This is a genomic window from Mitsuaria sp. 7, from assembly GCF_001653795.1.
GTDB lineage: Bacteria > Pseudomonadota > Gammaproteobacteria > Burkholderiales > Burkholderiaceae_C > Roseateles.
This window is the reverse complement of sequence record NZ_CP011514.1, coordinates 3,377,895-3,403,774: the sequence shown is the minus strand read 5'-3', so window position 1 is coordinate 3,403,774 and position 25,880 is coordinate 3,377,895. Positions and strand designations below refer to the sequence as shown.

23 protein-coding genes are annotated in these 25,880 nt (G+C 68.5%); 3 read left to right on the top strand and 20 right to left on the bottom strand.

What is annotated here, in order from left to right:
* Nucleotides 1-8: 8 nt before the first annotated feature.
* From ABE85_RS14895 to ABE85_RS14880, 4 genes are all read right to left on the bottom strand, one after another.
* Nucleotides 9-599 carry a hypothetical protein gene (locus tag ABE85_RS14895; protein ID WP_067276056.1) on the bottom strand — a complete coding sequence of 197 codons (591 nt, stop codon included), beginning with the start codon at nt 597-599 and terminating at the stop codon, nt 9-11.
* Nucleotides 600-658: 59 nt separating this feature from the next.
* A complete protein-coding gene (locus ABE85_RS14890; protein ID WP_067276055.1) occupies nt 659-2,551 on the bottom strand; it encodes a diguanylate cyclase in 1,893 nt (630 codons plus the stop codon).
* A 67-nt stretch (nt 2,552-2,618) separates the two neighbouring features.
* Nucleotides 2,619-4,826 carry a bifunctional diguanylate cyclase/phosphodiesterase gene (locus tag ABE85_RS14885; protein WP_067276053.1) on the bottom strand — a complete coding sequence of 736 codons (2,208 nt, stop codon included), beginning with the start codon at nt 4,824-4,826 and terminating at the stop codon, nt 2,619-2,621.
* The gene (locus ABE85_RS14880) at nt 4,823-5,230 is read right to left on the bottom strand and encodes an Hpt domain-containing protein (protein WP_082938631.1); all 408 of its coding nucleotides are present in this window, start codon (nt 5,228-5,230) and stop codon (nt 4,823-4,825) included. Before ABE85_RS14880 ends, ABE85_RS14885 begins: the two co-directional genes overlap by 4 nt.
* A 232-nt stretch (nt 5,231-5,462) precedes the next feature.
* On the opposite strand from ABE85_RS14880, the gene ABE85_RS28755 reads away from it, so the two are divergent.
* Entirely contained in the window at nt 5,463-7,181 is a 1,719-nt protein-coding gene (locus ABE85_RS28755) for an ATP-binding protein (RefSeq protein WP_157522436.1), read from the top strand.
* 8 nt (nt 7,182-7,189) lie between these two features.
* Here ABE85_RS28755 and ABE85_RS14870 read toward each other — a convergent pair whose 3' ends face one another.
* The 16 genes from ABE85_RS14870 to flgB all read right to left on the bottom strand — a co-directional run bounded on the left by ABE85_RS14870 (nt 7,190) and on the right by flgB (nt 24,430).
* Nucleotides 7,190-7,816 (bottom strand): response regulator, encoded by a 627-nt coding sequence (locus ABE85_RS14870; protein WP_231993098.1) that lies wholly within the window; start codon nt 7,814-7,816, stop codon nt 7,190-7,192.
* Between the two features lie 103 nt (nt 7,817-7,919).
* Complete coding sequence (locus ABE85_RS14865; protein ID WP_067276049.1) at nt 7,920-9,059, bottom strand: type II toxin-antitoxin system HipA family toxin; 1,140 nt, start codon at nt 9,057-9,059, stop codon at nt 7,920-7,922.
* Between the two features lie 139 nt (nt 9,060-9,198).
* Nucleotides 9,199-9,555, bottom strand: a complete 357-nt coding sequence (locus ABE85_RS14860; protein WP_082938627.1) for a helix-turn-helix domain-containing protein — start codon at nt 9,553-9,555, stop codon at nt 9,199-9,201.
* A gap of 56 nt (nt 9,556-9,611) precedes the next feature.
* A complete protein-coding gene (locus ABE85_RS14855) occupies nt 9,612-12,137 on the bottom strand; it encodes a sensor histidine kinase (RefSeq protein ID WP_157522433.1) in 2,526 nt (841 codons plus the stop codon).
* A 217-nt stretch (nt 12,138-12,354) separates the two neighbouring features.
* On the bottom strand, nt 12,355-13,500 hold the full coding sequence (locus ABE85_RS14850; RefSeq protein WP_067276044.1) for an EAL and HDOD domain-containing protein: 1,146 nt from the start codon (nt 13,498-13,500) through the stop codon (nt 12,355-12,357).
* A 13-nt stretch (nt 13,501-13,513) separates the two neighbouring features.
* Complete coding sequence (gene flgL, locus ABE85_RS14845) at nt 13,514-14,761, bottom strand: flagellar hook-associated protein FlgL (RefSeq protein WP_067276042.1); 1,248 nt, start codon at nt 14,759-14,761, stop codon at nt 13,514-13,516.
* 47 nt (nt 14,762-14,808) lie between these two features.
* Complete coding sequence (flgK, locus tag ABE85_RS14840; RefSeq protein WP_067276040.1) at nt 14,809-16,785, bottom strand: flagellar hook-associated protein FlgK; 1,977 nt, start codon at nt 16,783-16,785, stop codon at nt 14,809-14,811.
* Between the two features lie 44 nt (nt 16,786-16,829).
* A complete protein-coding gene (gene flgJ / locus ABE85_RS14835; RefSeq protein WP_067276037.1) occupies nt 16,830-17,717 on the bottom strand; it encodes a flagellar assembly peptidoglycan hydrolase FlgJ in 888 nt (295 codons plus the stop codon).
* Nucleotide 17,718: 1 nt separating this feature from the next.
* Nucleotides 17,719-18,864, bottom strand: a complete 1,146-nt coding sequence (locus ABE85_RS14830) for a flagellar basal body P-ring protein FlgI (RefSeq protein WP_067276035.1) — start codon at nt 18,862-18,864, stop codon at nt 17,719-17,721.
* A 45-nt stretch (nt 18,865-18,909) separates the two neighbouring features.
* The gene (locus tag ABE85_RS14825; RefSeq protein WP_231993096.1) at nt 18,910-19,638 is read right to left on the bottom strand and encodes a flagellar basal body L-ring protein FlgH; all 729 of its coding nucleotides are present in this window, start codon (nt 19,636-19,638) and stop codon (nt 18,910-18,912) included.
* Between the two features lie 150 nt (nt 19,639-19,788).
* Nucleotides 19,789-20,571 (bottom strand): flagellar basal-body rod protein FlgG, encoded by a 783-nt coding sequence (gene flgG / locus ABE85_RS14820; protein WP_067276032.1) that lies wholly within the window; start codon nt 20,569-20,571, stop codon nt 19,789-19,791.
* A gap of 61 nt (nt 20,572-20,632) precedes the next feature.
* Nucleotides 20,633-21,361 carry a flagellar basal-body rod protein FlgF gene (gene flgF / locus ABE85_RS14815; protein ID WP_067276029.1) on the bottom strand — a complete coding sequence of 243 codons (729 nt, stop codon included), beginning with the start codon at nt 21,359-21,361 and terminating at the stop codon, nt 20,633-20,635.
* A gap of 52 nt (nt 21,362-21,413) precedes the next feature.
* Nucleotides 21,414-22,817: a flagellar hook protein FlgE gene (gene flgE / locus ABE85_RS14810; RefSeq protein WP_067276026.1), complete on the bottom strand. Its 1,404-nt coding sequence runs from the start codon at nt 22,815-22,817 to the stop codon at nt 21,414-21,416.
* Nucleotides 22,818-22,895: 78 nt separating this feature from the next.
* Nucleotides 22,896-23,555, bottom strand: a complete 660-nt coding sequence (locus ABE85_RS14805) for a flagellar hook assembly protein FlgD (protein ID WP_067276023.1) — start codon at nt 23,553-23,555, stop codon at nt 22,896-22,898.
* Between the two features lie 41 nt (nt 23,556-23,596).
* Nucleotides 23,597-24,013 (bottom strand): flagellar basal body rod protein FlgC, encoded by a 417-nt coding sequence (gene flgC / locus ABE85_RS14800; protein ID WP_067276020.1) that lies wholly within the window; start codon nt 24,011-24,013, stop codon nt 23,597-23,599.
* Nucleotides 24,014-24,040: 27 nt separating this feature from the next.
* A complete protein-coding gene (flgB, locus tag ABE85_RS14795) occupies nt 24,041-24,430 on the bottom strand; it encodes a flagellar basal body rod protein FlgB (protein WP_067276017.1) in 390 nt (129 codons plus the stop codon).
* Between the two features lie 149 nt (nt 24,431-24,579).
* Between flgB and flgA the strand changes: the two genes are divergently transcribed.
* Nucleotides 24,580-25,404, top strand: a complete 825-nt coding sequence (gene flgA, locus ABE85_RS14790; RefSeq protein ID WP_067276014.1) for a flagellar basal body P-ring formation chaperone FlgA — start codon at nt 24,580-24,582, stop codon at nt 25,402-25,404.
* Nucleotides 25,405-25,524: 120 nt separating this feature from the next.
* Entirely contained in the window at nt 25,525-25,848 is a 324-nt protein-coding gene (gene flgM / locus ABE85_RS14785; RefSeq protein ID WP_067276011.1) for a flagellar biosynthesis anti-sigma factor FlgM, read from the top strand.
* Nucleotides 25,849-25,880: the final 32 nt, after the last annotated feature.

The following is a 25,880-nucleotide window of genomic DNA, read 5'->3' as shown; positions in this document are numbered from 1 at the left end:
GCGACGGCTCACGACAGCACGTTGTAGAGCCGCAGGATCCACCACTGCTGCGCCGCCAGCGCGACCAGCACCAGCGCCCACTGGAAGCGCCGGCTGGTGACCAGCGCGGCGACGCCGCACAGCACGATCGCCGCGGCCGTCTTCACGCCGTAGGCCGTGCCCAGTTCCTGCAGGTGCGCCGTCCCCTTGAGCCCGCTGTCCGCCACGTCCAGCAGCAGCGTGAACGCGAGGATCCCGAAGAACCAGCGCCGGCGCGACATGAAGTAGTCGCGGTAGCCGGCGTACTCGGCGATGTCGTCGGGGAAGAGGATCGCGCACAGCAGGTACAGCACCGCGCTGTAGCCGACCACGAACACGAACTGCAGGAAGTGCCACGGGCCCACGCGGCTGAGCGCGAACTCCCACCACCAGAAGTGGATCAGCGTCACCAGCATGTACAGCACCCACAGCAGGTGGACGCCGTCCACCTTCAGCCGGCCCGGGTGCTGCACGAACTTCGCCAGCCCCGACAGCAGCCGCGCGATCGACAGGCTGACCACCATGCTCAGCACCATCCGGATGTGGATGAACTGGGTGGGATCGATCGCGGCGTGGTCCATGGCGTCGGTCCCGTGGTCCGGTCCGCTTCAGGCCTTCAAACCTTCAGGCCGTCACGGCCTCAGGCGACGCACGCCCGGTTCTTGCCGGTGCGCTTGGCCTCGTAGAGCGCCTCGTCGGCGCGGTCCAGCGCCTGCTCCATCGTCTCGCCCGAACGGAACAGCGTCACGCCCGCCGAGAACGTGACGAAGACGTCGCGCCCCTCGTGCATGAACAGGCTGGCCGAGAGCGAGCGCTGCAGGCGCAGCAGCACCGCCTGCGCCTCTTCGAGCGGCGCCTCGGGCAGGATCAGCACGAACTCCTCGCCGCCCCAGCGCCCGACCTTGTCGCCGGGCCGCAGCATCCCCGACACCCGCGCCGCCAGCGCCTTCAGCGCCTCGTCGCCGGCCGCGTGGCCGAGGTTGTCGTTGAGCTTCTTGAAGTTGTCGATGTCCAGCAGCGCCAGCGCCAGCGGCTTGGGATCGCGGTCGAGCTTGGCGCGCTCGGTCTCGAAGGTCGCGATCAGTCCGCGGCGGTTGGCCACCTGCGTCAGCTGGTCGGTCTGGACCTCGCTGGACAGGCGGCGGAGTTCGCCTTCGAGCTGCTCGACGCGCCCGGCGAGCTGCGTCGCGCGGTCGTGTTCGTCGCGCAGCCGGCCTTGCGTGTTCTGCACCAGCGACTGCACGCTGCGGCTTTCCTCGACCATCTCGCGCACCACGCCCGCCAGGCTTTCCAGCGAGTCCGCCTGCTCGATCACCGTCGCGTACTTGCCGACGCTGTCGCTGAAGCGGTCCGTGTGCTGGCCGAGCTCGCCGAGCTCCTGCAGCATCCGGTTGATCAGGCCCTTGAGCGCGTCGCGGGCGCGGCTGCGCTCCTCGCGCAGGCTGTGCTGACGCTCGCGCGTGCCGTGCAGCAGCTCGCTGACCGAGCGCACGCTGCGCGCCGTCAGGCCCTGCGCCAGCGTCTGGCTCATCGCCTCGCACTGGCCTTGCGCCCAGGAGTCGTCCTCGGCGAGGTCGGTCAGGCTGCCGGTCAGCTCGCCGCAGAGCTTGCCGAGCTCCGTGAACGCGTGATTCCGGTGGTCCAGCCAGCGGCGTGCGCGGATGCACAGCGCATCCATCTGCGCCGCGCGCTCGGGCGTCGCGCCGTCGCGGATGAGCTCCGCGTGCGCCACGCCGAGTTCGTCGATCAGTTCCTGCGCGCGTGCGTCGTCCGAGCGCAGCGCGTGGCGCACGGTGCCGTTCAGGTGCGTGCCGACTTCAGGCCACGATTGCAGGCCCGGGCCGGCTTCGCCCATCAGCGTGTCGAGCGAGCCATAGCGCGGGGCGCCGGTTCCAGCTCCAGCTGCAGCGCCCGCTGCGGCTGCGTCGGCAGGCGCCTGCGCGGCTTCTTCTTCGCTGAAGAACTGGCTCGGCGTTCCGGCCCGTTCGTCGTCGTCTTCCTCGATGCCGTCGAGCGGCGCCGGCTGCGTTTCCACGCGCGCGTCGCTGACGTCGCTGTCCCAGCTCGCGACCAGCTGCTTCAGGCGCAGGGTCAGTCGTTGCGGGTCGCTGCGGTTGCTCTGCAACACGCGCAGCACGCCGTCCTTCTTGCGGGCCAGTGTCCATTGCCGGCCGCCGCGTTCCAGGCCGCGCATCATCCGTTCGATCAACTGGGCGAGCTGCTCCGCCTGGGCGCCGGGCCCGTGCGTCTGCTGCAGCGCTTCCAGCGCGCGCTGGAGTTCGTCCCACTTGCCGTCGCGCACCTGCGTCGCGAAGCCCTGGCGCTGCTGCGGGTCGGGCACGGCCAAGCCGAGCAGCCGCGCCACGGACGCCTGCGCGCGCTCGGGCAGCTGCGTGCTGGCGCCGCCACGGGCGGGCTCGCCGGACTCCTGCGCGTAGGCGCGGGCGTAGTTCTCGGGAGTGGGTTCCAGCTTGTCCAGCGCCAGCCGGCGCAGGGCCGCTTTTGCCAGGAGAGCGGGGGGCTGCTGCGGCATCGGTGAAAGCTCGGTTGAAGCTCGGTGATTCGGGGAAGGGCGCTGACGCTCGCGGCCGGAACCGGGCTCAGCGGGTCGGAATGTCTTCGCCGGCGTCGGACGTCGGCAGGATCCAGGGGGCCTTGCGCGGCAGCACGGTCTGCGCGAGCCAGCGCTCCAGGTCGTCCGGCGGCAGCGGCTTGCTGAACAGGAAACCCTGCATCAGGCTGCAGTCCAGGCGTCTGAGCACTTCCATCTGCCGCAGCGTCTCGACGCCCTCGGCGATGACCTGCAGGCCCAGCGAACGCGCCAGCGCGATGATCGCGGTGACCACCGCCGAGCTCTGCGGCGTGATGCCCAGGTCGCGGACGAAGCTGCGGTCGATCTTCACTTCGGAGATCGGCAGCGTCGTCAGATACGCCAGCGACGAATAACCGGTGCCGAAGTCGTCGATCGAGATCTCGACGCCCACCTCGTTGAGACGGTGCAGCGACGGGATCACGCTCTGCAGGTCCTTCATCAGGCCCGTTTCGGTGATCTCGAGCTGGATCGCGCGGTGCGGCACGCCCCACTGGCTGACGAACTGGTGGATGTGCTCGACCAGGTCCGAGCGCTCAAACAGCCGGTTGGGCAGGTTCACCGCGATCGATTCGCTGAAGCCGAAGTTCAGTTGCCAGACCTTGGCCTGGCGCGCGGCCTCGCGCAGCGCCCATTCGGACAGCGGCACGATCAGGCCGGTCTCCTCGGCCAGCGGGATGAAGTCCCCCGGCGGCACCAGCGTGTTGCCGCGGCGCCAGCGCATCAGCGCCTCGGCGCCGACCATGCGGGCGGTGCGGACGTCGATCTTGGGCTGGTAGTGCAGCACCAGCTCGTCGCGCTCGATCGCCTTGTGCAGCGCGGATTCGAGTTCGAGCTTCTCGCGCCCGCGGCCCGCCAGCATCGGCGAGTACAGCGCCGACGCGTTGCGGCCCTGGTTCTTGACCGCGTACATCGCGACGTCGGCGTTGCGCAGCAGGTCGGCCATCGTCAGGCCGTCGCGCGGATAGAGCGAGATGCCCACCGACGCGGTGACGAAGCATTCCTGGCCGGCGATGAAGATGGGCTCGCGCAGGGCTTCCAGCACGCGCTCGGCGACGCGCTCGGCATCGCTCTCGTCGCCGACCTCGGGCAGCAGCGCGACGAACTCGTCGCCGCCCAGGCGGCCCACCGCCTCCAGCGTGCGGTGCGAGCGCGTGCCGACCGATTCCAGCATCCCTTCCATCACCTGGTCGCTGTGGCGCACGCAGGAGCGCAGGCGGCGGCCGACTTCCATCAGCAGGTCGTCGCCGGCGGCGTGGCCCAGGGTGTCGTTGATGACCTTGAAACGGTCCAGGTCGATCAGCAGCAGGCCGACCTCGTGGCCCATGCGACGGCCGGCCTCGATGGCGCGCTCGGCGCGCCACATCAGCTGGCGGCGGTTCGGCAGGCCGGTCAACGCGTCGAAGTTGGCCAGCTCGCGGATGCGGTCCTCCGCCATGCGGCGGTCGGTCACGTCCTGGATGACGCCGGTGTAGCCGCAGGCGTTGCCGTGTTCGTTGAACTCGGGCTCGGCCTCGATGTGGATGACGCGCTTGCGGCCGTCCAGCAGCGTGAAGGGCAGGTCGGTCACCAGCACCGAGTTGTGGGCGACGACGTCGCGCAGCAGCCGCATGAAGAGCAGGCGCTCCTCGCGCGGCACCATGCGCATGACGCCGATGAAGTCCAGCGGATCGATCGGTCCGCGTCCGAAGACGCGCAGCGCCTCGTTGGCCAGCTTGAAGCCGTGGCCGGTCTGCCACTCGAAGCTGCCCATGCGGGCCAGGTCTTGCGCGCGGGCCAGCTTGGACTTGCTGCGCTCGAGCTCCTGGCGTGTGCGCGAGCTGCGCAGCATGTAGCGCAGCCGGCCGGCCAGCAGCCGCCATTGGGTGGACTTGACGAAGAAGTCGGTCGCGCCGGCCTGGTAGGCGCGGTTGATCGAGGCCTCGTCGTCGAGGCCGGTCAGCATCAGGATGGGGGCGTTCTCGAAGCCGGGCAGGTGGCGCAGCCGTTCGCAGGTCTCGAAGCCGTCGAGCTCCGGCATCAGCGCGTCCAGCACGATCAGCTCGGGCGTCCATTGCGTGACCAGCTGCAGCGCCTGCAGCCCGCCGGTCAGCGCGGTGACGTCGAAGCCGTGCTCCTGCAGCGCGGCCTCGATCAGCATCAGGTTGACCGGGTCGTCGTCCACCAGCAGGACGCGGGGTCGTTCGGACAGTTCACCTTCCTTCACGACGCGGCTCATCGTGAGGGCTGCACCAGTTGCTGCATGGCCAGGCGGGCGGAGGCGATGTCGTCGAGCACGGTGCCGACCAGGTCGGCCAGGCCGTCTTCGCGGCCGGCGCGGGCCAGGCCCTCGATCTCGGCGCAGCGCTGCGACAGCACGGTGGCGCCCAGGCTGGCCGCGGCCGACTTCAGGGTGTGCGCCACATGGCGCAGCGCGTTCAGGTCGCGCGGCGCGTCGCGGCCGGCGGCGAGCACCTGCTCCTGCTGGTCCAGCGATTTCAGGAAGGCGGCCACGACACGCTCCAGCAGATGGTTCACGCCCGACGGATCCAACTCGCGCAGACGCGCGAGCGCCTGGTCGTCCAGCACGGCGGGTTCGGGCTGCGTCCGGGAGGGCATGGTCGTGGCGTAGTCTGGTGACATCTTCTGATCATGGCGCCGCTGGAAGGTTCCACGCGGAGTTGCAGACCATTGTCGTTCACCGCAAGGATGCAAGCGCGCGAAAAAGCAGTCAATTCAGGTGTTCTTGGAGAGGCCGCTCGGGGTAAGTCCCGGGGTGGGTGTCGCATCCATGCCGCCGCAGGCGAAGTGTCGGGGAGACCCGCCCCGTGTTCGAGGCCCGGGGGCCACCCGTTGCCTGCCTACAATGGTCCGCATGAACAGGTTGGGGGAAGCCGCCGCGCGCCGTCGGCCATGGAAGGGAGCCGCGCTGGCCTTGGGGCTGGCGGTCGTGGTCCTGCTCCTGCTGCTGGCACTCAACCTGGAACCCACCGGCCCCGGCCTGGTGCTGACCGCCGTGATGGCGGGCGCCGCGCTGATGATCTTCGTGGCCGCGCTGACCTGGCACCTGGCGGTGCGATTGGCGCGGGCGCAATTCGGCGAGCTGCTGCGGGAGAGCAGACAGCAGGCGCTGTCGCTGACGCAGTTGCAGGGGGACTGGCTCTGGCAGACCGATGCGCAGCACCACCTCGTGCGCTGGCAGGCGCCGCAGGGCGCACCCGCGTCGAGCTGGGCCGGCACGGGAATGAATGGCGCGGTGACGCAGCGGCTGTGGGAACGCTTCCAGCCGTTGCCCGTCACGGCCTCCGTCGCCGGATCGGACGATGCGCCGACAGACGCAGCACCGCTCGACTTGCGCGGCCTCATTGAGCCAGGACAGAGCTTCGAACGCGTGCGCGTGGTCGACGGTCAGGGCCGCCGGTGGGAACTGCGCGGGCAGGCGACGATGGACGCCGCGGGGCGCTTCGCCGGTTATCTCGGCGCGGCACGCGCGCTCGATGAGGCGTCGATGGGCAGTCCGGATCTCGCGCTCTCGGGTCCTGCGGCTGGGGCCGTCGCGACCTCCACGACGTCCGCCACGGACTGGCTGCAAGCGCTGCCCGGGCCGGCCTGGTTGCTGAGTGACAGTGCCGGCGGCGGGTCCGGTGCTTCCACGCGCCTGATCGATTTCAACGACGCCGCCTCGCAGATGATGGGCGGCTCGGAAGCGCGGGGTCAGCTCTGGCGGGCCTGCGAGGAACGCCTGCCGGAGGAACTCCGCCAGGCGCTCGCGCAGCCCGACCTGCAATCCGGCAGCGCGTGCGGCGCCTGGTGGCTGTGCCTGACGGCGCTGCCGCACGGCGGCGGCACGCTGCTGAGCCTGTGGCCGCAGGGCGCGGTCGAGACCGTGCCGGCGGCGCTGGCCATGCAGGCCGCGGAGCAGGCGCGTGCGGACCAGGCCTCGTTCAGCTACACCGTGTCGCACGACCTGCGCGCCCCGCTGCGCGTGGTCGAGGGCTTCACCCGCATCCTCAAGGAAGATTACGGCCGGCTCCTGGACCGCGCCGGCAACGACCACCTCGACCGGGTGCTCGGCGCATCGACGCGGATGCACAGCATGATCGACTCGCTGCTGGCGCTGTCGCACCTCTCCTCGCAGGCGCTGCGGCACGAGACGGTGGACCTGTCGCTGCTGGCGTCCCAGGTGGTGGACGAACTGCGCCGCGGCGCGCCGACCAGAGCGGTCGATGCCCAGGTGCAATCGGGCCTGCGCGTGCAGGGCGATCCGACGCTGCTGCGCATGGTGCTGGAAAACCTGCTGGGCAACGCCTGGAAGTACAGCGGCAAGCGCGATCACGCCGAGATCCGCTTCGAGTCCGAGCAGCGCCAGGGCGAACGGGTGTTCGTCGTCACCGACAACGGCGCGGGCTTCGACATGCGTTTCGCGGACCGCCTCTTCGGCGTGTTCCAGCGGCTGCACAGCGCGAGCGATTTCCAGGGCACCGGCGTGGGGCTGGCCTCGGCGCGGCGCATCGTGCGCCGGCACGGCGGCGACATCTGGGCCGAGTCGGAGATCGGGCAGGGCGCCCGGTTCTACTTCACCTTGCCGAACTGAGCGGCGGCTCAGCTCCCGAGCGCGAGCTGCTCGACGGCCTCGATGATGCGTCGGGCCTGTTCCCCGGTCTCGATCGACTGCTCCGCGGCCATGCGTTCCAGCCGCGACAGCGCCTGCGCGCGGGTCAGCGAGTAGCGGTGCATCAGCACGCCCAGGGCCATCGCCTCGACGACCTCCAGTGACGCGCTGGGCTCGATGGCCGGCGCGGGCGGCGCCGCGACGGTCCGGGCGGGACGGTTGGCGAAGGCGGCCTCGACGGCGGGGACGATCTGGTGGATGTCCAGCGGCTTGACGAGGTAGGCCAGGGCGCCGAGTTCCTTCACCTTGGCGATGGTGGCCTCGTCGGCGAAGGCCGAGAGGAACATGAAGGGCAGCTGCAGGTAGTCGCGCAGGTAGCCGGCGACGTCGAAGCCGGTCATGCCTTCCATGCGGATGTCGAGCAGCGCGAGGTCGGGCCGGTGCTGGCGGGCGATGAGGATCGCGTCGTCGCCGTTGTCGGCGTCGAGCACCTCGTAGCCGGCCTGGGCGAGGCCGTGCGTCAGGGTGGCGAGCACCAGCCGGTCGTCGTCCACGACCAGGATACGGCCCTTGCCGCTCGCGCCCACATCCTTGTTCACGCCATCCACGCTGCTCACGCTGCTCCCGCATCCAAGGCAAACCCCAACCGGTGGGGGACCCAAGATTGTCACCGAAATGCCGCGGACGGGTCTGCCGGGGTCGGGCCCCGGTTTCGGGTGGTCACAAGTGACCCCGCAGATCGTCGGCCGTGCCGCGTTTGAGGTGGGAGTCGGGAATGCGCTGTACACAAGGGGCGAGCGCAGACACCGATGCCGCAGACAGTCCATGGTCGCGGCAACTCTGCGTCCATTGATCCAGGGCGGCCTCCTCGACTTCGTGGATGACGGCGCCGGCGCTGGCCTCGTCGAGGTCGAAGCTCGTCGCTGCGGACAACATGTTCTCGCGCGTGGACCACGCGCCGAGATCGCCGACGCCCAACGCCTGCTGCCGGATCTTGGGCGGCCGCAGCGCAGGGACGATGTCGTAGGCGGGTGCGAGACGGAATGCATCGGGACGCTCCTCGTCCGCCAGCATGCCGTGATTCCGATCGTGATCGTCGCCGTTGCCGATGACGGCGTTGAACACCATGCGCCGGAAAAGCTCGCGGCGGTCTTCCGTGCCGCGCACGGAGAGCCGGCCCAGCTCGCGCGCAAGCCGGGGATACGAGCCGAAGAAGCTGTAGCGCTGGGCCGCTTCCCCGTTGGACAACAGCGTGCGCGCGCTGAGAAATGCATCGCGCGTCCATCCGCCGTCGCACGCTGTGCGATCGAAGCGTCGCACGAGCAGTACGTCCGCATCGGCGATGGAGACCACTTCATGGACAACAGTCCGGATGCCGCATCGACTCGCGAGCGTCAGTCCCGCAGCCTCCAGCCGTGCCATCGGCACTTCCGGTGAATCGCGACGCGACGGGAACTTCACCAGCCATTGCTGATGGCCGTCGGCGATCGTGATCTTCGGTCGCGCACCGCCGAGGCCTGTGTTGGGCAACAGCTGGCGCTCCAGCGCCGGCGGCAGCGGACGATGGAAATCGAGTGCCGACACGGCAAGGCACGCATCCTGAAGCCAGGACCGATCCCAGGGATCGAGCCATGCGGGCAATTGGTCGGAAGATTCACTGAACGCCAGATGACCGACATGATCCTGTTGAGACTTCAGCAGGTAATCGATCGGCGAGGATTGCTGACCGTAGGCGCGATCGATGACATGGCGACCCCAGTCGTCCGGAGACGCGTCGGCAAGGACACCGAAGAATCCGCCGAGTGCCGTCGTTGTCTTTGGAATGTCGTTCAGGGGCAAGGCAATGGGATCGATCGGCAAGGCGTCGGCTCGCTTCAGATAACGACGACCGTAGACAAACGTCCCTTGAGCCGCGCCATTCGCGACGACCTCGTGCGTGAACCGGCCGCACAACGTCGGCTGGGTGTCTCCCGGGAGAAAGCACCAGACGAATACAGACCTAGAAGTCATTGTCGGAAGCCTTCTTCACACGCACGCGTCGGCCATGTGCGCCGAGTTCGAGCGTGAGTCCGGTGTGGTCCAGACCCGCATCCGCGACCACATCAAGCTGTTCGTTGAGTCCCAGCGCCCAAAGTGCGCGGAGATAGGCGCCGAATCCAGTGCCCAGGTCGCCGCGCTCGATCGCTGCGATCGACTTGGTCGACAGATCCGACCGGGCGGCCAGGTCTTCCACACGCCACCCTCGACGAGTGCGTGCGGCACGGACTCGCGCACCAAGCGAGCTGGCTTGTGCGACGAGTGCGTCGGGATAGGGTCTGGCAGGCGTTCTCACGGCATGACTCTTTCGCGGAATCATAGCCGAGCGACCTATTCAATGGATATTAAGTCCAATTAATTGGCTTAATAAAGGATTTATAGGGCCTCAAGCAGTTGGACGCCGGGTGGCCACAGGCTGAGCTCGCAGACGACCTGATCGCCGTCCTGCGTGAGTCCGAGCAGCGCGCTGCGCCGCGGCAGCAGCGCGCGCACCAGGCCCAGCCCCGACACGCCGCCGCGCACCTGCGCGAGGTCGAAGCCCTCCGGCAGCTTCCCCTTGTTGACGATGCGCAGCACCACCTGCTCGGGATCGAAGCGCAGTTCGCAGCGCACCGGCGTCTCGCCGCCGTGCTTCACCGCGTTGGTGAACAGCTCGTTGAGCGTCAGCGCGATCGGGATCGCCTCGGCTTCGGGCAGGCCCCAGCGGTGCGACTGCTCGGCCATCGCGCCGTCGATGTCGACCAGGATCTCCCGCCCGAACATGCGCTGCACCGAGCCCATCACCGCCTCGACCACCTTGCGCAGCCGCAGCGGTCCGGACATGCCGACCTGCAGCCCGTAGACCTGCGCGATGGCCTGGACCTGGCCGACGGCCTCGTTGATGACCGTCCGCACTTCGGGCCGTCGCGCCGCGATCTGCTGCAGCAGTCCGGCCACACCCTGGAGGTTGTTCTTGATCCGGTGGTGGACCTCGCGCACCAGCAGCTCGCGCTGCGCGATCGCCGCTTCCAGCCGCGCCGCCTCCTGCGCGCGCTGCTGCGTCACGTCGGTGGCGACCAGCAGCAACTGCTCCGGCTCCAGTTCGCCGCTGGCGTCGTTGACGCCCGCCAGATGCAGCAGCCGCGCGTCCCAGATGCGCGCCTGTCCTCGCACCGTCAGCCGGTACTCGCGCTGCAGCACTTCGCTGCTCTGCAACGCGAATTCCATGTCCGAGCGGATGGTCTCCGCCTCGTCGCCGCTGCCGAAGAGCGCCTCCAGACTGGCGCCCAGCAGTTCCTCCTCAGGCCGACCCGCCAGCGCCGCGGCGGCCTGGTTGATCTGCCGCACCTGCAGCGTGCGCGCGTCGTGCAGGCTGATGGCGATCGGCGCGGCTTCGATGATCCGGTGCAGCGAGGCCTGCGCCTGCTGGCTCTGCGCCTCGGCCTGGCGGCGGCGCTCGATGTCGAGCAGCGCGTAGGTGAGCTGGCGCGAGCTGTCCGGACCGACCGTCGCCACCGCGTTGCCGACGACCCAGAACTCGCGCCCGTCGCGCGCGACGACGCGGCACTCGAAGGTTTCGGCCTGACCCTCGGGCAACTCGTCCAGATACTGCGTCTGGCGGAACGGGTGATCAGGCGCCTCGGTCGCGACGCTGCTGATCGGCTGCCCCGCGAATTCCGGCAGGTCCCCGCCGAACATCCGCCGCGCCGAGCGGTTCATCCACTCGATGCCCTGCCGGCCCACCGTCACGATGCCGACCAGCACCGAGTCGAGCACCGCGCGCTCGCGCTCGGTCTGCAGGTTCAGCGAATGCTGCAGCAGCTCGTTGCGCTCCTGCGCCTGCTGGTGATCGGTGATGTCGACGGTCAGCACCGAGGTCGTCTTCTGGCCCGAAGCCAACTGGCCGATTTCGACGCGTGTCATCAGCCAGCGCAGCCCGTGCTCGGGATGCCGGACTGCGTAGCGCGCCACCGTCGGCATCGCCTGCTTCAGCGCCTGCTGGAGCTTCTCGTATTCGGCGCGCGACTCGGGCTCGACCATGTCGCGGTTGACGCCCTGCAGCGCCGGCGCCGGTCGCATGCCCTCGTCGCCCGGGATCGGCGGCGGCGGCGGTGCGCCCGTGCCGGGCCGCGACCAGCCGCCTTCCGCCTGGAAGGTCGCCAGCCCCACGCCGGCCGTGTCCATCAGCGTCTGCAACTGCTGCTGCGCGAGTTCCAGGTCTTGCTCCGCGCTGCGGTCCTCGAGCATCACCAGCGTGCGCGGCCGCGTCCACGGCCCGCTCAGCCGACGCGCACGCACGCGAATCCAGCGCCGGCGATCGCCCGGCGGCGCGAGCAGCGCGTTGCGATGCGTTTCCTGGCCCGACTCCGGCGCCTTCGCGTGCAGCAGATCGCGCCACTCCGGCGGCAGCTCATGCAGGCTGATCGGCATCTGCGGACTCAGCCGCCGGCACAGCGCCGCGAACGCGCCGTTGAAGCGCAGCAGCAGACCCTGGTCGTCATGCATCAGCGCCGGCAGCGGGCTGAGGTCCAGCCACTGGTCGATTTCGGACTGCATCCGGTCCGCGCGCTCCCGCGCCGCGAGCTCCGTGCTGTGGTCCTGCAGCAGCGCTACGCCCAGTCCACCCTCCAGCGGATGCACCCACGCCTGCAGCAGATGATCACGACCCTGGTCGTCGACCAGGCGCAGCTCCTGCGCCTTGCCGCTGGGCAGCAGGCGCTCACCTTTCAGGGAGATCGCGCCCATCAACCCCTGCAGCCGCGCGTTGGTCAGCAAGACCTGGCCCCTGGCGTCCAGCACGAAGGCCGGCCATGGACCCTCCCACAATCCGGCAAGCAGGTCCGCCAGCGCCAGACCGCGCGCCGTCAGCAGCGCGCGCAAGGCGTCGAGGTCAGGAGAGGCAAGGGGGAGTTGGGTGGACACGGGCGGAGTTTATGCCGGGTGGGGGGCGCCTACCTGCAACGGTTTGAGCGTTGGCCGCCAGGTCGCAGGGCCTTGGCCGCAAGGGCCAAAACCCCGCGACCTGCCGTCCCCGACCACTGTCTCACTTCCGAGGATTTGCTACCGAGGACTGCAATGAAAAAGGCCTCGCGGGGTTGCCGGCGAGGCCTCTCGTTGCAGTGGGCTCGACGCCCGTTGCTCATTCGAGCTGCGAGGCCTTGTTCAGGGCGCGCAGCACGGCGCCGTTCACTTCGTCCGGGCCCAGCATCAAGGTGTCGAGCGCGGCACGGACGTCGAAGACCGACTCGTTCTCGATGGCCTGCACCAGGTCCAGGTAACCCTTGTACGGGCCGGTCTGCTCGACCAGCGCCTGGCGCACGCGCTCGGGCACCGGGATGGACTGCAGCAGCTTCTCGAAGGGCTGCTTCAGCATGTGGTCCAGCAGCGAGAAGAGGCCGCAGATGAACATCTCGTCGCGGACTTCGGAGTCCGTCATGCTCTTGGCCAGCTCTTCCATCACCAGGCCGCGACGCAGCGCGCCGAACATCACCGGGCGCATCGCATGATCCTTGCTGGCCGTGGCCAGCAGCAGGGCCAGCCAGCGGCGCAGGCGCGCGTAACCCAGCAGCATGATCGCGTGACGGAAGGAGGAGACCTCGACCGACAGGCCGAAGGCCGCCGAGTTCATGTAACGCAGCAGCTTGAAGGCCAGGCTCGGGTCACGCTTGAGCGTCTGCTCCAGGCGCTCGACGTCTTCGCCCTGGTCGACGCGCGACATCAGTTCGACGATGACCTGCAGGTCGGCCTGCGAGTCGTTGCGGGCAGCCGGGGCGGCAGGCGCCTCGAACTCGCCGTGCACGGTCCAGCCCAGCACGCCGGCAGCGCCGGCATCCAGCGCCTGCTTGAAGTCGCCGCCGTTGCGGGCGCCCGAAACCAGCACCGACTTGCCCACCGGCAGCGGACCACCGCCGAGTTCCTGCAGGTCCAGCACCAGCTGCTTGAAGCCGGCCGCGTCGGAGCGGCCCTTCAGCAGCGCGCCGCGGGCCTGCGCCTGGGCGGCGAGGTCCGCGTCGGACAGCAGGAAGGCGGGGACTTCAATCTTGAAATTGCCCGGCAGCGCGGCGGCCAGCAAGCCCTTGAGCAGGCCTTCGTGCGCGACATTCAGCAGCACGGCCTTGGTCGGGAAGGCCTCGGCCAGCGCGGCCAGCAGTTCGCCCGCATCAGGCGTGCCTTCGGGGCGAAGTGCGAACACCGTGACGCGGGTCGCCTCGATGTCGAAGGACTTGGAAACGAGGGGCGCGTACCCCAGGGCCACTTGGCCCAGCACGGCGTGTGTCGAGTTCATGCAGATCGGCGCATCAGGTGTTGATGTACTGGAACAGCGACATGCGCTGCACCATCGAGTAGGTCTTCAGCGCCGCATCGTAGCCCGTCTGCTGGTTCTGGAAGTCGGAAATGCCCTGGGTCATGTCCAGATCCTCTGCGGCAGACTGCTCGGCCTTGTTGTAAACCTTGAGCGTCTGCAGCCGGGACTCGGAGCCGTCCAGGTTGTTCATCTGTTCGCCCACCTGGCTGCGCACGTTGGCGAGGTTGCCCATGACCGCGTCCAGGTCGCGCAGGTTCACCAGGTTGGACTGGGTGATTTCGGGACCGGTGCGGCCCGTCGTCTTGAGCGATTCGATGGTGCGGTCCAGCACTTCGAAGAGCTTGAGGTCGGAGGTCGACGGCTTGACGGTGAAGGTGTCGCCGTCGGACGGCGCGCCCGCCACCGTCATCGCCATGCCGTCGAACTTGACGGTCTGGCCGGCGGCGTAGTTGTCGCTGGCGACGGGCACGTGGCCCTGCGTTTCGTTGAAGACGGTGTAGGTCTGCGCCGGCGCGGTGCCGTTGACGACGATGCTGTAGCTGTCGCCGGTGATCTGCGCCGGATCGGTGACGCGGCCGGAGTCGATGTAGCCGGTCGAGGGCTTGCCGGTCAGCGCGTTGGGCGCGGGGCCGGTCTCGAAGGTGCCGTTGCCGCTGCGCGCCTGTTCCCAGGCCTGGCGGCCGTCGACGCTGAGCGGGTAGTTCTCGAGGTTGCCGGTCGTGACGCTGCCGGAGATGCCCTCGAAGCCGACGCCGCCGCCGATGCGGGCGCCGGACGCGTCGCGCTGGACCGGGTTGTCGAGGAAGGGCGTGCCCGAGGTGCCCTGGCCGGAGAACAGGTAGCCGCCCGCGCCGTCGGTGCGGTTGGCGATGGACAGCAGCTGGTCGCGCAGGCCCTGGACCTTGGTCGCGAGGCCCTGCCGTTCGGGATCGCTGTAGCTGGCGTTGCCGGCGGCGACCAGCGCCTCGCGGATCTGCTGCAGCAGTTCGTTCGCGTCGCCCAGTCCGCTTTCCGCCAGCGTCATGCTGTTGCGGCTGGCGTCCAGCGCGCGCTGGCTGGCGTCGACCTGGCCGAGCGAGGTGCGCGCGCGCTCGGCGCGGGCGGCGCCGGTCGGGTCGTCGCTGGCCTTCTCGACGCGCTTGCCGCTGGTGAGCCGCTGCTGCGCTTCCTGCATCTCCTGCTGGCGGCGCTGCAGCGTCGCGATGCTGGTGTCGAACATGTTGTTGGTCGAGAGTCGCATGGCTGCGTCCTTCAGGGTCAGGCGATGAGTTCAGTGGACCGGACGCGTCAGCGGCCGACCACGCTCAGCAATTGGTCGAACAGGCTCTGGGCGGCCTGCAGCATCTTGGCGGCGGCTTGGTAGCCCTGCTGGAACTGCATCAGCTTGGCTGCCTCTTCGTCGAGGTTGACGCCGGCCTGGCTGGAACGCGTCTGCTCGGTGTCGGACGCCACCGCCGTGGAGACCTGCGCCAGGTAGTCCGCGCCCTGCACGCGCGAGCCGATGTCGGCCATCGCGGCGGCGTAGGCCTCGTTGACGGTCTGGCCGCGCGAGAGCGTGCCGTCGACCTGCAGCTGCTTGCCCAGGAAGGGCTCGCTCTGCATCGCGAGGAAGGCCTTGGCGTTGCCGTTGTTGGTGGAGACCACCGCGTCCGAGACCTGCAGCTTGATCTTGTCGCCCTGGCGCGGCACGCCGTTCAGGCTCAGCTCGAATCCGAGGTCCACGCCGTTGGCCGGATCGTTGCCGATCTTGCCGCCGGCCTTCCAGGTGCCGCTGACCTGCGTGTTGTCCGACAGCGTGATCGTGTAGTTGATGCTGTTGTCGGCGTTGACGGCGCCGAATTCGACCGTCGCGGGCTGCTTGCTCTTGTCGAACTTCTCGTTGATCGCGTAGAGCGTGTCGACGGTGGCGGTGCCCTTGTTGTTGATGTCGGTCGTGCCGATGATGGGCGACGCCGCGGCCAGGCCCGCCGGATCGTCCAGCGCACGCTTGAAGCTGCCCGCCGCGTTGGCCACGGGCTCGAGCAGGAAGCTGTCGCCCTGCCGCATCGTGCCGGTCATCGACAGGCTGATGCCGTAGGCCGCCTTGATCTGGTCGTTGCTCATGACCGTCGGCTGGCCGCCCGGGCGCACCGCGATCTGGTAGCTGTCGGGCGCACCGGTCGGGTCCGGCGTGACCGTGAACGACAGGCCCGGCACCAGCGAGCCGTCCGTGATGGCGGCGCTGAGGCGGGCGTCGCCGCGGTTGGTCGCCGCCGGCAGCACGGTCGGCGGGGAGATCGTGAACAGCGGACCGCCGGCCTGCGCCTTGAGGTCGATGCCCAGGCTCTGCTGCTCGTTGACGCGCGTCGCGATCGCGGTCGCCATCTGGCCGAGCAGGTTGCGGGCATCCTGCAGGTGGGTGTTCTGGTAACGCAGCATCGCCGTCAGCGAGCCGCCGGTGAGCGTGCTGTCGTCCAGCGCGCGGGTGCCGCTGGTGTCGGTGATCGAGAGCTGCGCACGCGCGCCGTCGTAGGGATCGGGCGTGACCGACAGGGCCTGCGCCTGGCCGCCGAGCACCAGCACCTGGCCGCCGCCGATGAAGACGCCGGTGGTGCCGTCGCGGCTGTTGGGCACGGTGCTGACCTGCACGTACTGGCTGAGCTGCGAGATCAGCTGATCGCGCTTGTCGAGCAGGTCGTTGGGCGTGTGGCTGTTGCCGGAGGAGCGCGCGATCTGGTCGTTCGCGGCGGCGATCTGCTTGGCGAGTTCATTGACCTGCTTGACGTCGGCGTTCATGTCGCTGACGACGCCCGACTGCAGGTCGGCGAGCTGCTGGCCGGCGCTCTGGAAGCGCGAGGCCAGCGCCTGCGCCTTGCCGAGCACGACCTGGCGCGCCGACGGATCGGACGGGCGGCTGGCCACGTCGACCAGCGCGTTCAGGAAGTCGTTGGCGGACTGGCCGATGCTGTCGTCGCCGGTGGGGAAGAGCTTCTCCAGCTGCGCCAGCTGCGACTGCATCGTCGTGTCGGCGAAGGCCTGCGACTTGGCGGCCGCGGCCTCGCGGGTCAGGAACTCGTTGTGCGAGCGGGTCACCGTCTCGACGTTGACGCCCTTGCCGAAATAACCCGCGCCGGTGAACTGGCCTTCGGGCGTGGTCAGCACCACCTGCTGGCGGGAATAGCCCTGCGTGTTCGCGTTGGCGATGTTCTGGCCGATGGTCTGCAATGCCGCCTGGTTGGCGTACATGGCGCGCATGCCGAGCGACAGCAGCGGAGAGGTACTCATGTCGGGCTCCTCGGTCCTTCCTGGGCGTCTTCAGCCGTGCGCGATCAGGCCAGCGCGCGCTGCACGCGCATCGTGGTGTTGATCGTGCGCGCCAGCTTGGTCGCGTATTCGGGGTCGGTGGCGTAGCCGGCCTTCTGCAGGCCCTTGGCGAAGCCCTCGGCGCTGCCGGTGTTGGCCTTGGCGACGACGTCGCGGTAGCGGTCGTTGGTGCCGATCAGCTTGGCGTAGTCCTTGAAGGCCTCTTCATGGCTGGCGTAGGCGCGGAACTTGGCCGTCACCTTGGTGGCCTTGCCGTCGATGTACTCGGTGGTCTGCACCTCGGCGACCTTGCCGGTCCAGTTGGCGCCGGCCTTGATGCCGAAGATGTTGTTGCTGCTCGTGCCGTCTTTGTTCAGGATCTCGCGCTTGCCCCAGCCGGACTCGTGCGCGGCCTGCGCAATCATGAAGCTCGCGGGGATGCCGGTCGCCGCCTGGGCCGACTTGGCGGCGGCGTCGTGCTTGAGGATGAAGTCCTGCACGTGCGGCTGCACGTTCTTGACGGCCAGCGCCGGCAGCTGCGGGACCTTGGTCGCGTCCTTGGCGGTCGGCAGCTCGCCGTCCTTCACGCCGAGCTGTCGCTGCAGGTGGCGCTCGATGGCCTGCGACAGGCCGCCGGGCAGGCCGGTCATCTTCGCGGCGTACTGCTGGTCCAGCATCTCGCCGCCCATCTGGGTCGCCGAGTTCTCCATCATCCCGCTGTTCATCGTGGCCTGGCGCATGCTCTTCATCACTTCCTGCATGAAGAGGGCCTCGAACTGGCGCGCGGTCTCCTTGACCGCGGCCTTGGGGTCGCGCGACGCGGTGCCCTTGAGCTGCTCGACGGACCGCGTGTCCGAGGACAGACCGTTCACGCCCATGCCGAGCGCGTTGCTGAGGGGGGTGGAGAGGGCCATGTCAGATCACCTCGAGTTCGGCGTTCAACGCGCCGGCGCTCTTCATCGCCTGGAGGATCGCCAGCAGGTCCTGCGGCGTGGCGCCCAGCGTGTTCAGCGCCTTGACGACGTCGTTCAGGCGCGCGCCGGCCGGCAGCTGGATCAGCGAACCGGGGTCCTGCTTGATCGAGATGTCGGTCTTCTGCGTGACCGTGGTCTGGCCGCCGGACAGCGCGTTGGGCTGGCTGACCTGCGGCGTGCTGGAGATGGTCACCGCGAGGTTGCCGTGCGCGACCGCGCAGGGTTGCAGCGTGACGGCCTGGTTCATGACGACCGAGCCGGTGCGTGCGTTGATGACGATGCGTGCGGACGGGATCTCCTGGTCGAAGCTCAGGTTCTCCATGTCGGCCAGGAAGGCGACGCGGGCATCCGGCGCCAGCGGCGCGCGGACCTTCACGACGCGGCCGTCCAGCGCCATGGCCGTGCCTTCGCCCTTGGACTTGTTGATGGCCTTGGCGACGGCACGCGCGGTGCCGAAGTCGGAGGAGGTCAGGTCCAGCTGCAGCCACTCGTTCTGCTGCAGCGGCGTGGGCACGCTGCGCTCGACCAGCGCGCCGCCGGGGATGCGGCCGGCGCTGAGGTGGTTGATCTGGACCTTGGAGCCGCCCGCGGACGCGCCGGCGCCGCCGACGATCAGGTTGCCCTGGGCGATCGCGTAGACCTGGCCGTCGGCGCCGCGCAGCGGCGTGGCGATCAGCGTGCCGCCGCGCAGGCTCTTGGAATTGCCCATCGACGAGACGACGACGTCCAGCGGCTGGCCGGGTTGCGCGAAGGGGGGGAGGGAGGTGGTGATCATCACCGCCGCGACGTTGCGCGGCTGCATGGTCACGCCCGGCGGGAGCAGCACGCCGAACTGCTGCAGCATCGCGGTGATGCTCTGGCCCGTGAACGGGGCCTGCGTGGTCTGGTCACCGGTGCCGTCCAGGCCCACGACCAGGCCGTAGCCGGTCAAGGGGTTGGAACGGACGCCCTGCACCGCGGCGACTTCCTTGATGCGCGTCGCCTCGGCCGGTGTCGCGATCGCGAGCAGGGCCATCAGCGCGAGCAGGCCGGAGGCCAGCAGGCGAGGGGAGCGGGAGAAGAAGCGGGGGAAGGTGGTGGGGTACATCTCGGTCACACGGTTGCAGACTCGTGTGACCGATTGTGGGGAAACTTAAATGGGCGAAAGGTTCAAGAAGAAGCGGGATAGCCAGCCAATTCCGTGTGCGTCGGCGACGGCGCCGCGTCCGCGCTGCTCGACCCGGACGTTGGCGATCGCCGTGGAGGCGACGATGTTCCCCTGGCGGATCGACTGCGGGTCGACCTGGCCGTAGAAGCGCAGCACGTCCACGTTGGCGTTGACGCCGACCTGCTTCTCGCCCGAGATCAGCAGGTGCCCGTTGGGCAGCACGCCGGTGACGACGGCGGTGATGGTGCCGGAGAAGTCGTTGGTGTTCTCGTTCGTGCCCTTGCCGGTGCTCTTGCTCGACGAGGAACCGCCCACGTCGGCGCGGCCGGCGCCGAAGGAATTCGCGGCGATGCCCGGGATCGCGGTCACGCCCGCGGCGAGGGCGCCGCTCTTGTCCAGTTCGCTGGTCGACTTCTGCGTCGCACTGACCTTCTCGGTGATGGTCACGGTGACGATGTCGCCGACCAGGCGGGCGCGGTGATCCTCGAACAGGGGCCGGTAGTTCGCGTTCTGGTAGATCGCGCCGTTGTTGGCGGAGGCCGGGATCGGCTCGGGCATCTTCACGACCGGCGCGGGCTGCATGTCCACGCGCGGCTGCGGGTACATCGTCGAGCAGGCGGTGAGAACCAGCACGGCGGCGCAGACACTGAGCCGCATCGCCGATCGGGCGAGGCTGGACGTGGGCAACAGGGGCGAGGACGGGAACGAATGCATGAACAACTCCTGGATTCGCGGCGTGTCGGGACGCCGGCCGTGGCACCGGGTGGGTGCGCCGCGCGGGGCCGGCGGGATCTGGACGATGGAACCCTCATCGTCGCCCGGGCGATGCGCGCCCGATCGACCGAAGTGAGCCCCTCAGTCCGGTCAGATCTGCGACAGCTTCTGGAGCATCTGGTCGGTGGTGGTGATCGCCTTCGAGTTCATCTCGTAGGCGCGCTGCGTCTGGATCATCTGGACGAGTTCCTCGACGACGTTGACGTTCGAGGTTTCGACGAAGCCCTGCTGCACCGTGCCCAGGCTGTTCTGGCCGGGGGCGCCGGTCTGCGGCGTGCCGGAGGCGACCGTCTCGGCGTACAGGTTGCCGCCCAGCGACTCCAGCCCCGGCGGGTTGATGAAGTTCGCCAGCTGCAGCTGGCCCAGCGTCGTCGGCGTGGCGCTGGCGGCGGTGGTGACGCTCACCGTGCCGTCGGCGCCTATGGTCAGGGACTTGGCGTCGGCCGGGACGATGATCCCCGGCAGCACGGTGTTGCCGTTGTTGGTGACGACCTGGCCGTTGGCGTCCAGCTGGAAGCTGCCGTCACGGGTGTAGGCCGTCGTGCCGTCGGGCATCTGGACCTGGAAGAAACCGTTGCCCTTGACGGCGACGTCCAGGTAGTTGGACGTCTGCGTCAGGCTGCCCTGCGAGTGGCTGCGGGAGGTGGCGACCGCGCGCGAGCCCAGGCCGACCTGCATGCCGGTGGGCAGCGTGGTCTGCTCGGTGTTGTTGGCGCCGGGCTGGCGCAGCGTCTGGTACATCAGGTCTTCGAAGACCGCATGCGACTTCTTGAACCCGTTGGTCGAGACGTTGGCGAGGTTGTGGGAAATCACGTCCAGCTGGGTCTGCTGGGTTTCCATGCCGGTCTTGGCGGTCCAGAGCGAACGAAGCATTTGAAGTCTCCTGAATCCTGTAGCTAAAGCGGTTCCGTACTGCGAACTGTGAGCAGGCGGATCAGCTGTCGGACAGCAGCTTGGAGGCTGCCTGGCCGTGGGTCTGGGCGATCGTCAGCATCTTCATCTGCTGCTCGAACTGGCGGGCGGCGGCGATCATGCCGACCATGGTCTCGACCGGGCTCACGTTGGAGCCCTCGAGGGCGCCCGACTGCAGCCGGGCGGCGGGATCGGCGGGCATGGGATCGCCGCCGTCGGCGATGAACAGGCCGTCCTCGCGGCGCGTGAAACGGCCGTCCTCGGTGACCAGCTTGATCTTGCCGATGTTGACCGGACGCTGTCCGTCGGCCTTGGCCACCACGGTGCCGTCGTCGCCGATGGAGATCGTCGAGTTGGGCGGCACGGTGATCGGACCGCCGTCACCCAGCACCTGCAGGCCGTTGCGCATGCGCAGCACGCCGTCCTGGTCGACGTCCATCGAGCCGGCGCGGGTGTAGGCCTCGGTGCCGTCCAGCGCCTGCACGGCCATCCAGGACTTGCCCTTCATGGCGACGTCCAGGTTGCGGTCGGTCGTCGTGATCGGGCCGGCGCTGAGGTCGTGGCCGGTGGTCGTCTCCAGCGCGAAGGCGCGCGTGGACGCGCCCTCGCCGCGGATGGGCACCGCCCGGAACGCCTGCAGCTCGGCCCGGAAGCCGTTGCTGTTGGCGTTGGCCAGGTTGTTGGAGAGCACGTCCTGGCGCGACATCGCCGCCTGGGCGCCGCTCATCGACAGGTAGATCATGCGGTCCATCGGAACTCCTCAGCGATCGGCTACGGGCGGGATCAGGTCGGCTGCGCCGGGATCAGCGCAGATTGACCAGCGTCTGCAGGACCTGGTCCTGCGTCTTGATGGTCTGCGAGTTGGCCTGGTAGACGCGCTGCGCGGTCATCATGTTCACCAGCTCGGAGGTCAGATCGACGTTGGATTCCTCCAGCGCGCCGGGGGTCAGCGAACCGAGGTTGCCGTCGCCGGGAACGCCGACGACCGGATCGCCCGACGAGTTCGTGCGCGCCCAGACGTTGCCGCCCAGCGGCTGCAGGCCCTGCGGGTTGCGGAAGTTGGCGAGCTCGACCTGGCCGGCCGGCTTCGATTCGCCGTTCGAATAACGGGCGGTGACGATGCCGTTGTCTTCCAGCTTGATGCCGACCAGCTGACCCGGCGCGTAGCCGTTCTGGTTCAGGTCGGTGACGGCGAAGTTGGAGCCGTTCTCGGTCGCCGAGCGCAGGTCGAAGCTGATGCCCTGCACCGACGGATCGGACGGGTCGGCCGGCGGCGCCGGGATCGGCAGCGTCGGGGCGCCTTGCGAGTTCACGCCGGCGGGGATCTTCAGGTTCAGGAACTCGCTCGGGCCGGGCGAGACGGGCTTGCCGCCGGTGGGCAGGAAGGTCATCTGCGTGAACGGCGTCAGCGGGTTGCCCTTGGGCGTGCCGTTGTCGGTCTCGATCGGGTTGCCCGCGGAGTCGAACTGCACGGCGCTGCCGTTGGCCGTCAGGTAGACGTTCCAGACGGTGTTGCCGTTGGCGTCGTCGTTGTTGGCGCGCTGGAAGTACATGGTCAGCGCGGTGGGCTGGCCCTTGGCGTCGTACACCGTCATCGACGTCGCGTTGTTGTACGAGGTCGGGTCGTTCAGCGTGATGCCGGTCTTGTCGATCTTGGCCGAGTTCGGGTCGGCCGGATCGGTCAGGTCATAGGCGGCGGTCGGGCCGGCGCGGGAGTCCAGGTTGAACTCCATCTTGATGTCGCTGGTGACCTTGGGGTCGATGCCGCCCGTGGGCAGCTTCAGGCCTTGCGCCAGACCCGGCTGGATCACGCCGTTGGCGTCCGCGGGGTAGCCCATCAGCTTGAGCTGCTCGTTGTTGACGATGTTACCGTCCTTGTCGACCTTGAACTGGCCGTTGCGGGTGTACACCGTCGGGCTCTTGCCGTCGGAGACCTGGAAGAAGCCGGCGCCGTTGATCGCCAGGTCCATCGGGTTCTCGGTGATCGAGATGTTGCCCTGCGTGAACTGCTGGGCCACCGTCTGGACCTGCACGCCGATGCCGACGTCGCTGGTGCCGGCGCCGTTGAGCGAGGCCGCGTACATGTCGGCGAACTCGGCCCGCGACGCCTTGGCGCCGTAGGTCTGCGAGTTGGCGATGTTGTTGCCGATGACTTCCAGGTTCTTGCTGGAAGCGTTCAGTCCGGAGAGGCCTTGTTGGAAGCTCATGGTCGTGTCCTTGGGCGATTCAGGCGCGAATCTGCGGGGTAAAGCTGGGGAGCTGGGCTGGGGGCGGGTTTGCTGGGATCAGCCCAGCGAGCGGACCTTGTCGTAATCGACCAGGCCGGAATTCTTCAGTTCGAGCTGCAGCGTGGCGCCGCTCGTGTTCACCGCGCGCACCGTGTCGCGGGTGAGGGTGGTCGCCGTGACCGGGGCGCTGGCGTTGGTCGCCGTGATGCGGAAGCTCAGGTTGGTCGTCTCGGTCGCCTTGGAGGCGTCCCAGGTATACGACTGCATGCCGCTCTTCATCTTGCCGAGGTCCTGCGTGGAGACCACCTCGCCGGCGCCGTTGAGGATCTCCAGCTTGACCGCGTCGGCGCCGCTGGCCAGATCGAAGTTCATCGTGGCCTTGCCGTCGGCGACGTTCACCTTGTTGCCGGGCACGGTGACCTCGCGGCCGACCAGGCTCACGCTCTGCAGCGCCTGCATCTGGCCGAACTGGCTGGACAGGCCCTGGATGCTGCTGTTCAGCGTGCTGACGCCGGTGACGGTCTGGATCTGCGCCATCTGCGTGGTGACGGCGGCGTTGTCCATCGGGTTCATCGGGTCCTGGTTCTGCAGCTGCGCGACCAGCAGCTTCAGGAAGCGGTCCGAGGTCTCCTGCGCGCTCGTGCCGGTGGGGCTCGCGGTGGCCGTGTTCGAGGCGGCGCCGGTCTTCGTGTTGGCGTTCAGGGCGGTGAAATCCATGATGGGCGTTCCGTTCGGTTGTTCAGGAAGGGAGCGGGCGATCAGCCCTGGCCCATCTGCAGGGTCTTGAGCAGCAGCGACTTGGCGGTGCCCATGACTTCGAGGTTGTTCTGGTACGAGCGCGAGGCGGAGATCATGTTGACCATCTCCTCGACGCTGTTGACGTTGCTGTAGGTGACGTAGCCGTCGGCGTCGGCCAACTGGTGGCTCGGATCGTGGATACGGCGGCCGGGGGTCTGGTTCTCCTGGACGCCCACCACCTGCACGCCGACGTCGGTCTGGTCGGTGCCGTTCTGGGCCAGGACGCTCTGGAACACGACCTGGCGTGCCTTGTACGCCTGGCCGTCCGGGCCGGCGACCGTGTCCGCGTTGGCCATGTTGCTGGCCACCGCGTTCAGGCGCTGGCTCTGCGCGCTGACCGCGCTGCCGCTGATGTGGAAGATGCTGAACATCGACATGACGGGCTCCTTGTCTCGTTACCCGGATCAGGAAGCGTTCGGCGACTTCATCGCATCCATCATGGTGCGGATGGAGCCGTTCAGGAATCGCAGCGAGGCCTCGTACTTCACCGTGTTGTCGGCGAAGCTGGCGCGCTCGCGGTCCATGTCGACGGTGTTGCTGTCCATGCTGGTCATGGAACTCAGGCTGCTCTGCAGCGCGTTCTGCGTGCGCTGCGTCAAGGTCTGGTTGGAGTCCGACGGGCTGGCCGCCGGGGAGGTCGCCGCGCGCAGCGCCTTGGCGAAGTCCATGTCCTTGGACTGGTAGCCCGGGGTGTCGGCGTTGGCGATGTTGCTGGCCAGCAGACGCTGACGCTCCGCCCGCAGGGTCAGCGCCTGGGACTGGAAATTCATCGCGTCGGTCAGTTTGTTCAGCATCACGTTTCTCCTTCGGACGACCTGTCACCCGTTTCTGTCACGTTCGAGCATTGTGTTCAGCAGGTCCGAAAACATGAGCGCGATAAGACGGGTGATCCCGGCGCATTTCGAAGCCACTGGCGAGCCCCGGATCCGTACAGTTCCGATCCATGCCGCAAAGCTGCCACTCCACCCATGCCCGCCACGCGCAGGCGCTGCCCGCCCTGCTGGCGGGGGCGCTGATGTCCGTGTGGCTGATGTTCGGGCTGGTGGACGAGGCCGACGCGCAGACGGCGGCGCCGGTGCAGGTGGCCGTGGCGCCCAATATCTCTATCAGCGAACCCGGCGGCTCAGGCCTGAACGCGCTGGACGCGACGCTGGAAGATCGCCTGCAGACGCTGGCGATGGCCGGAGCCCGCCAGGTGGCGCCCAACCAGGCCCGCGTGGAGATCGAGATCGGCAAGCTGGACCCGCGCCTGCGCCTGGCGCCCTGCGCGCAGATCCAGCCCTACCTGCCGCCCGGCACCAGGATGTGGGGCCGCAGCCGTCTGGGCCTGCGCTGCGTGGCCGGCGTGACCAAGTGGAACGTGACGTTGCCGCTGACGATCAAGGTGTACGGTCAGGCGTTCGTCGCGGCCGCGGACCTGCCGACCGGCACCATCCTGACTCAAGAACACTTCCGGTTGGCCGAAGTAGATATTGCCGGTGAGTCCGGCGCCATCTATACACAATCGGAAGCGTGGCTCGGACGTCATCTGGCCAAACCGGTCGCGGCCGGCCAGGCACTGCGTTCCGTGGACCTGAAGCTGCGCCAATGGGTGCAGCCGGGCGACCGGGTGCAGGTCATGGCGACCGGTGATGGTTACGCGATCGCCGGCGAAGGCCAGGCGATGGGCGTCGGGCTGGAAGGCCAGGATGTCCGCGTGCGTTTCGACAATGGCCGCATGGCCACCGGGCGTACGATCGGTGAACGACGGGTGGAGGTGGTACTGTGATGCCCTTCACCGAGAGATCTGTCTAATTTGTGAAGCGCGGCCCTCAAGTTCTGTCCAGGCGGGTCGATAAACCCGCTAATGGAAGGGTTCCGGAAGTTCTCGGGCCCATGGAGAAACACCATGAAGATCGGTAACAACGCTGACATCAATGCCTACTCGAAAGTCGGCGGCACTGCTGCCGGCGCGACCGAGGGCGGTGCCAAGACCGCCAAGGGCAGCGCCGCGGCCCCCTCGAACGAGGGGTCCAAGGTCGAACTGTCGAGCACGGTCAGCAGCCTGATCTCGGGCCCCGGCTCGGACGACGGCAGCTTCGACGCGGAGAAGGTCTCCCGCATCGCCAGCGCGATCGAGAAGGGCGAGTTCAAGATCAACGCCGACGCGATCGCCGACAAGCTGATCGCCAACGCGTCCGAGATGCTGGGCCGCACCCAGCAGTCGCATTGAACCGCTCCGTCGCAAGACGCTGAGCTGTAGCG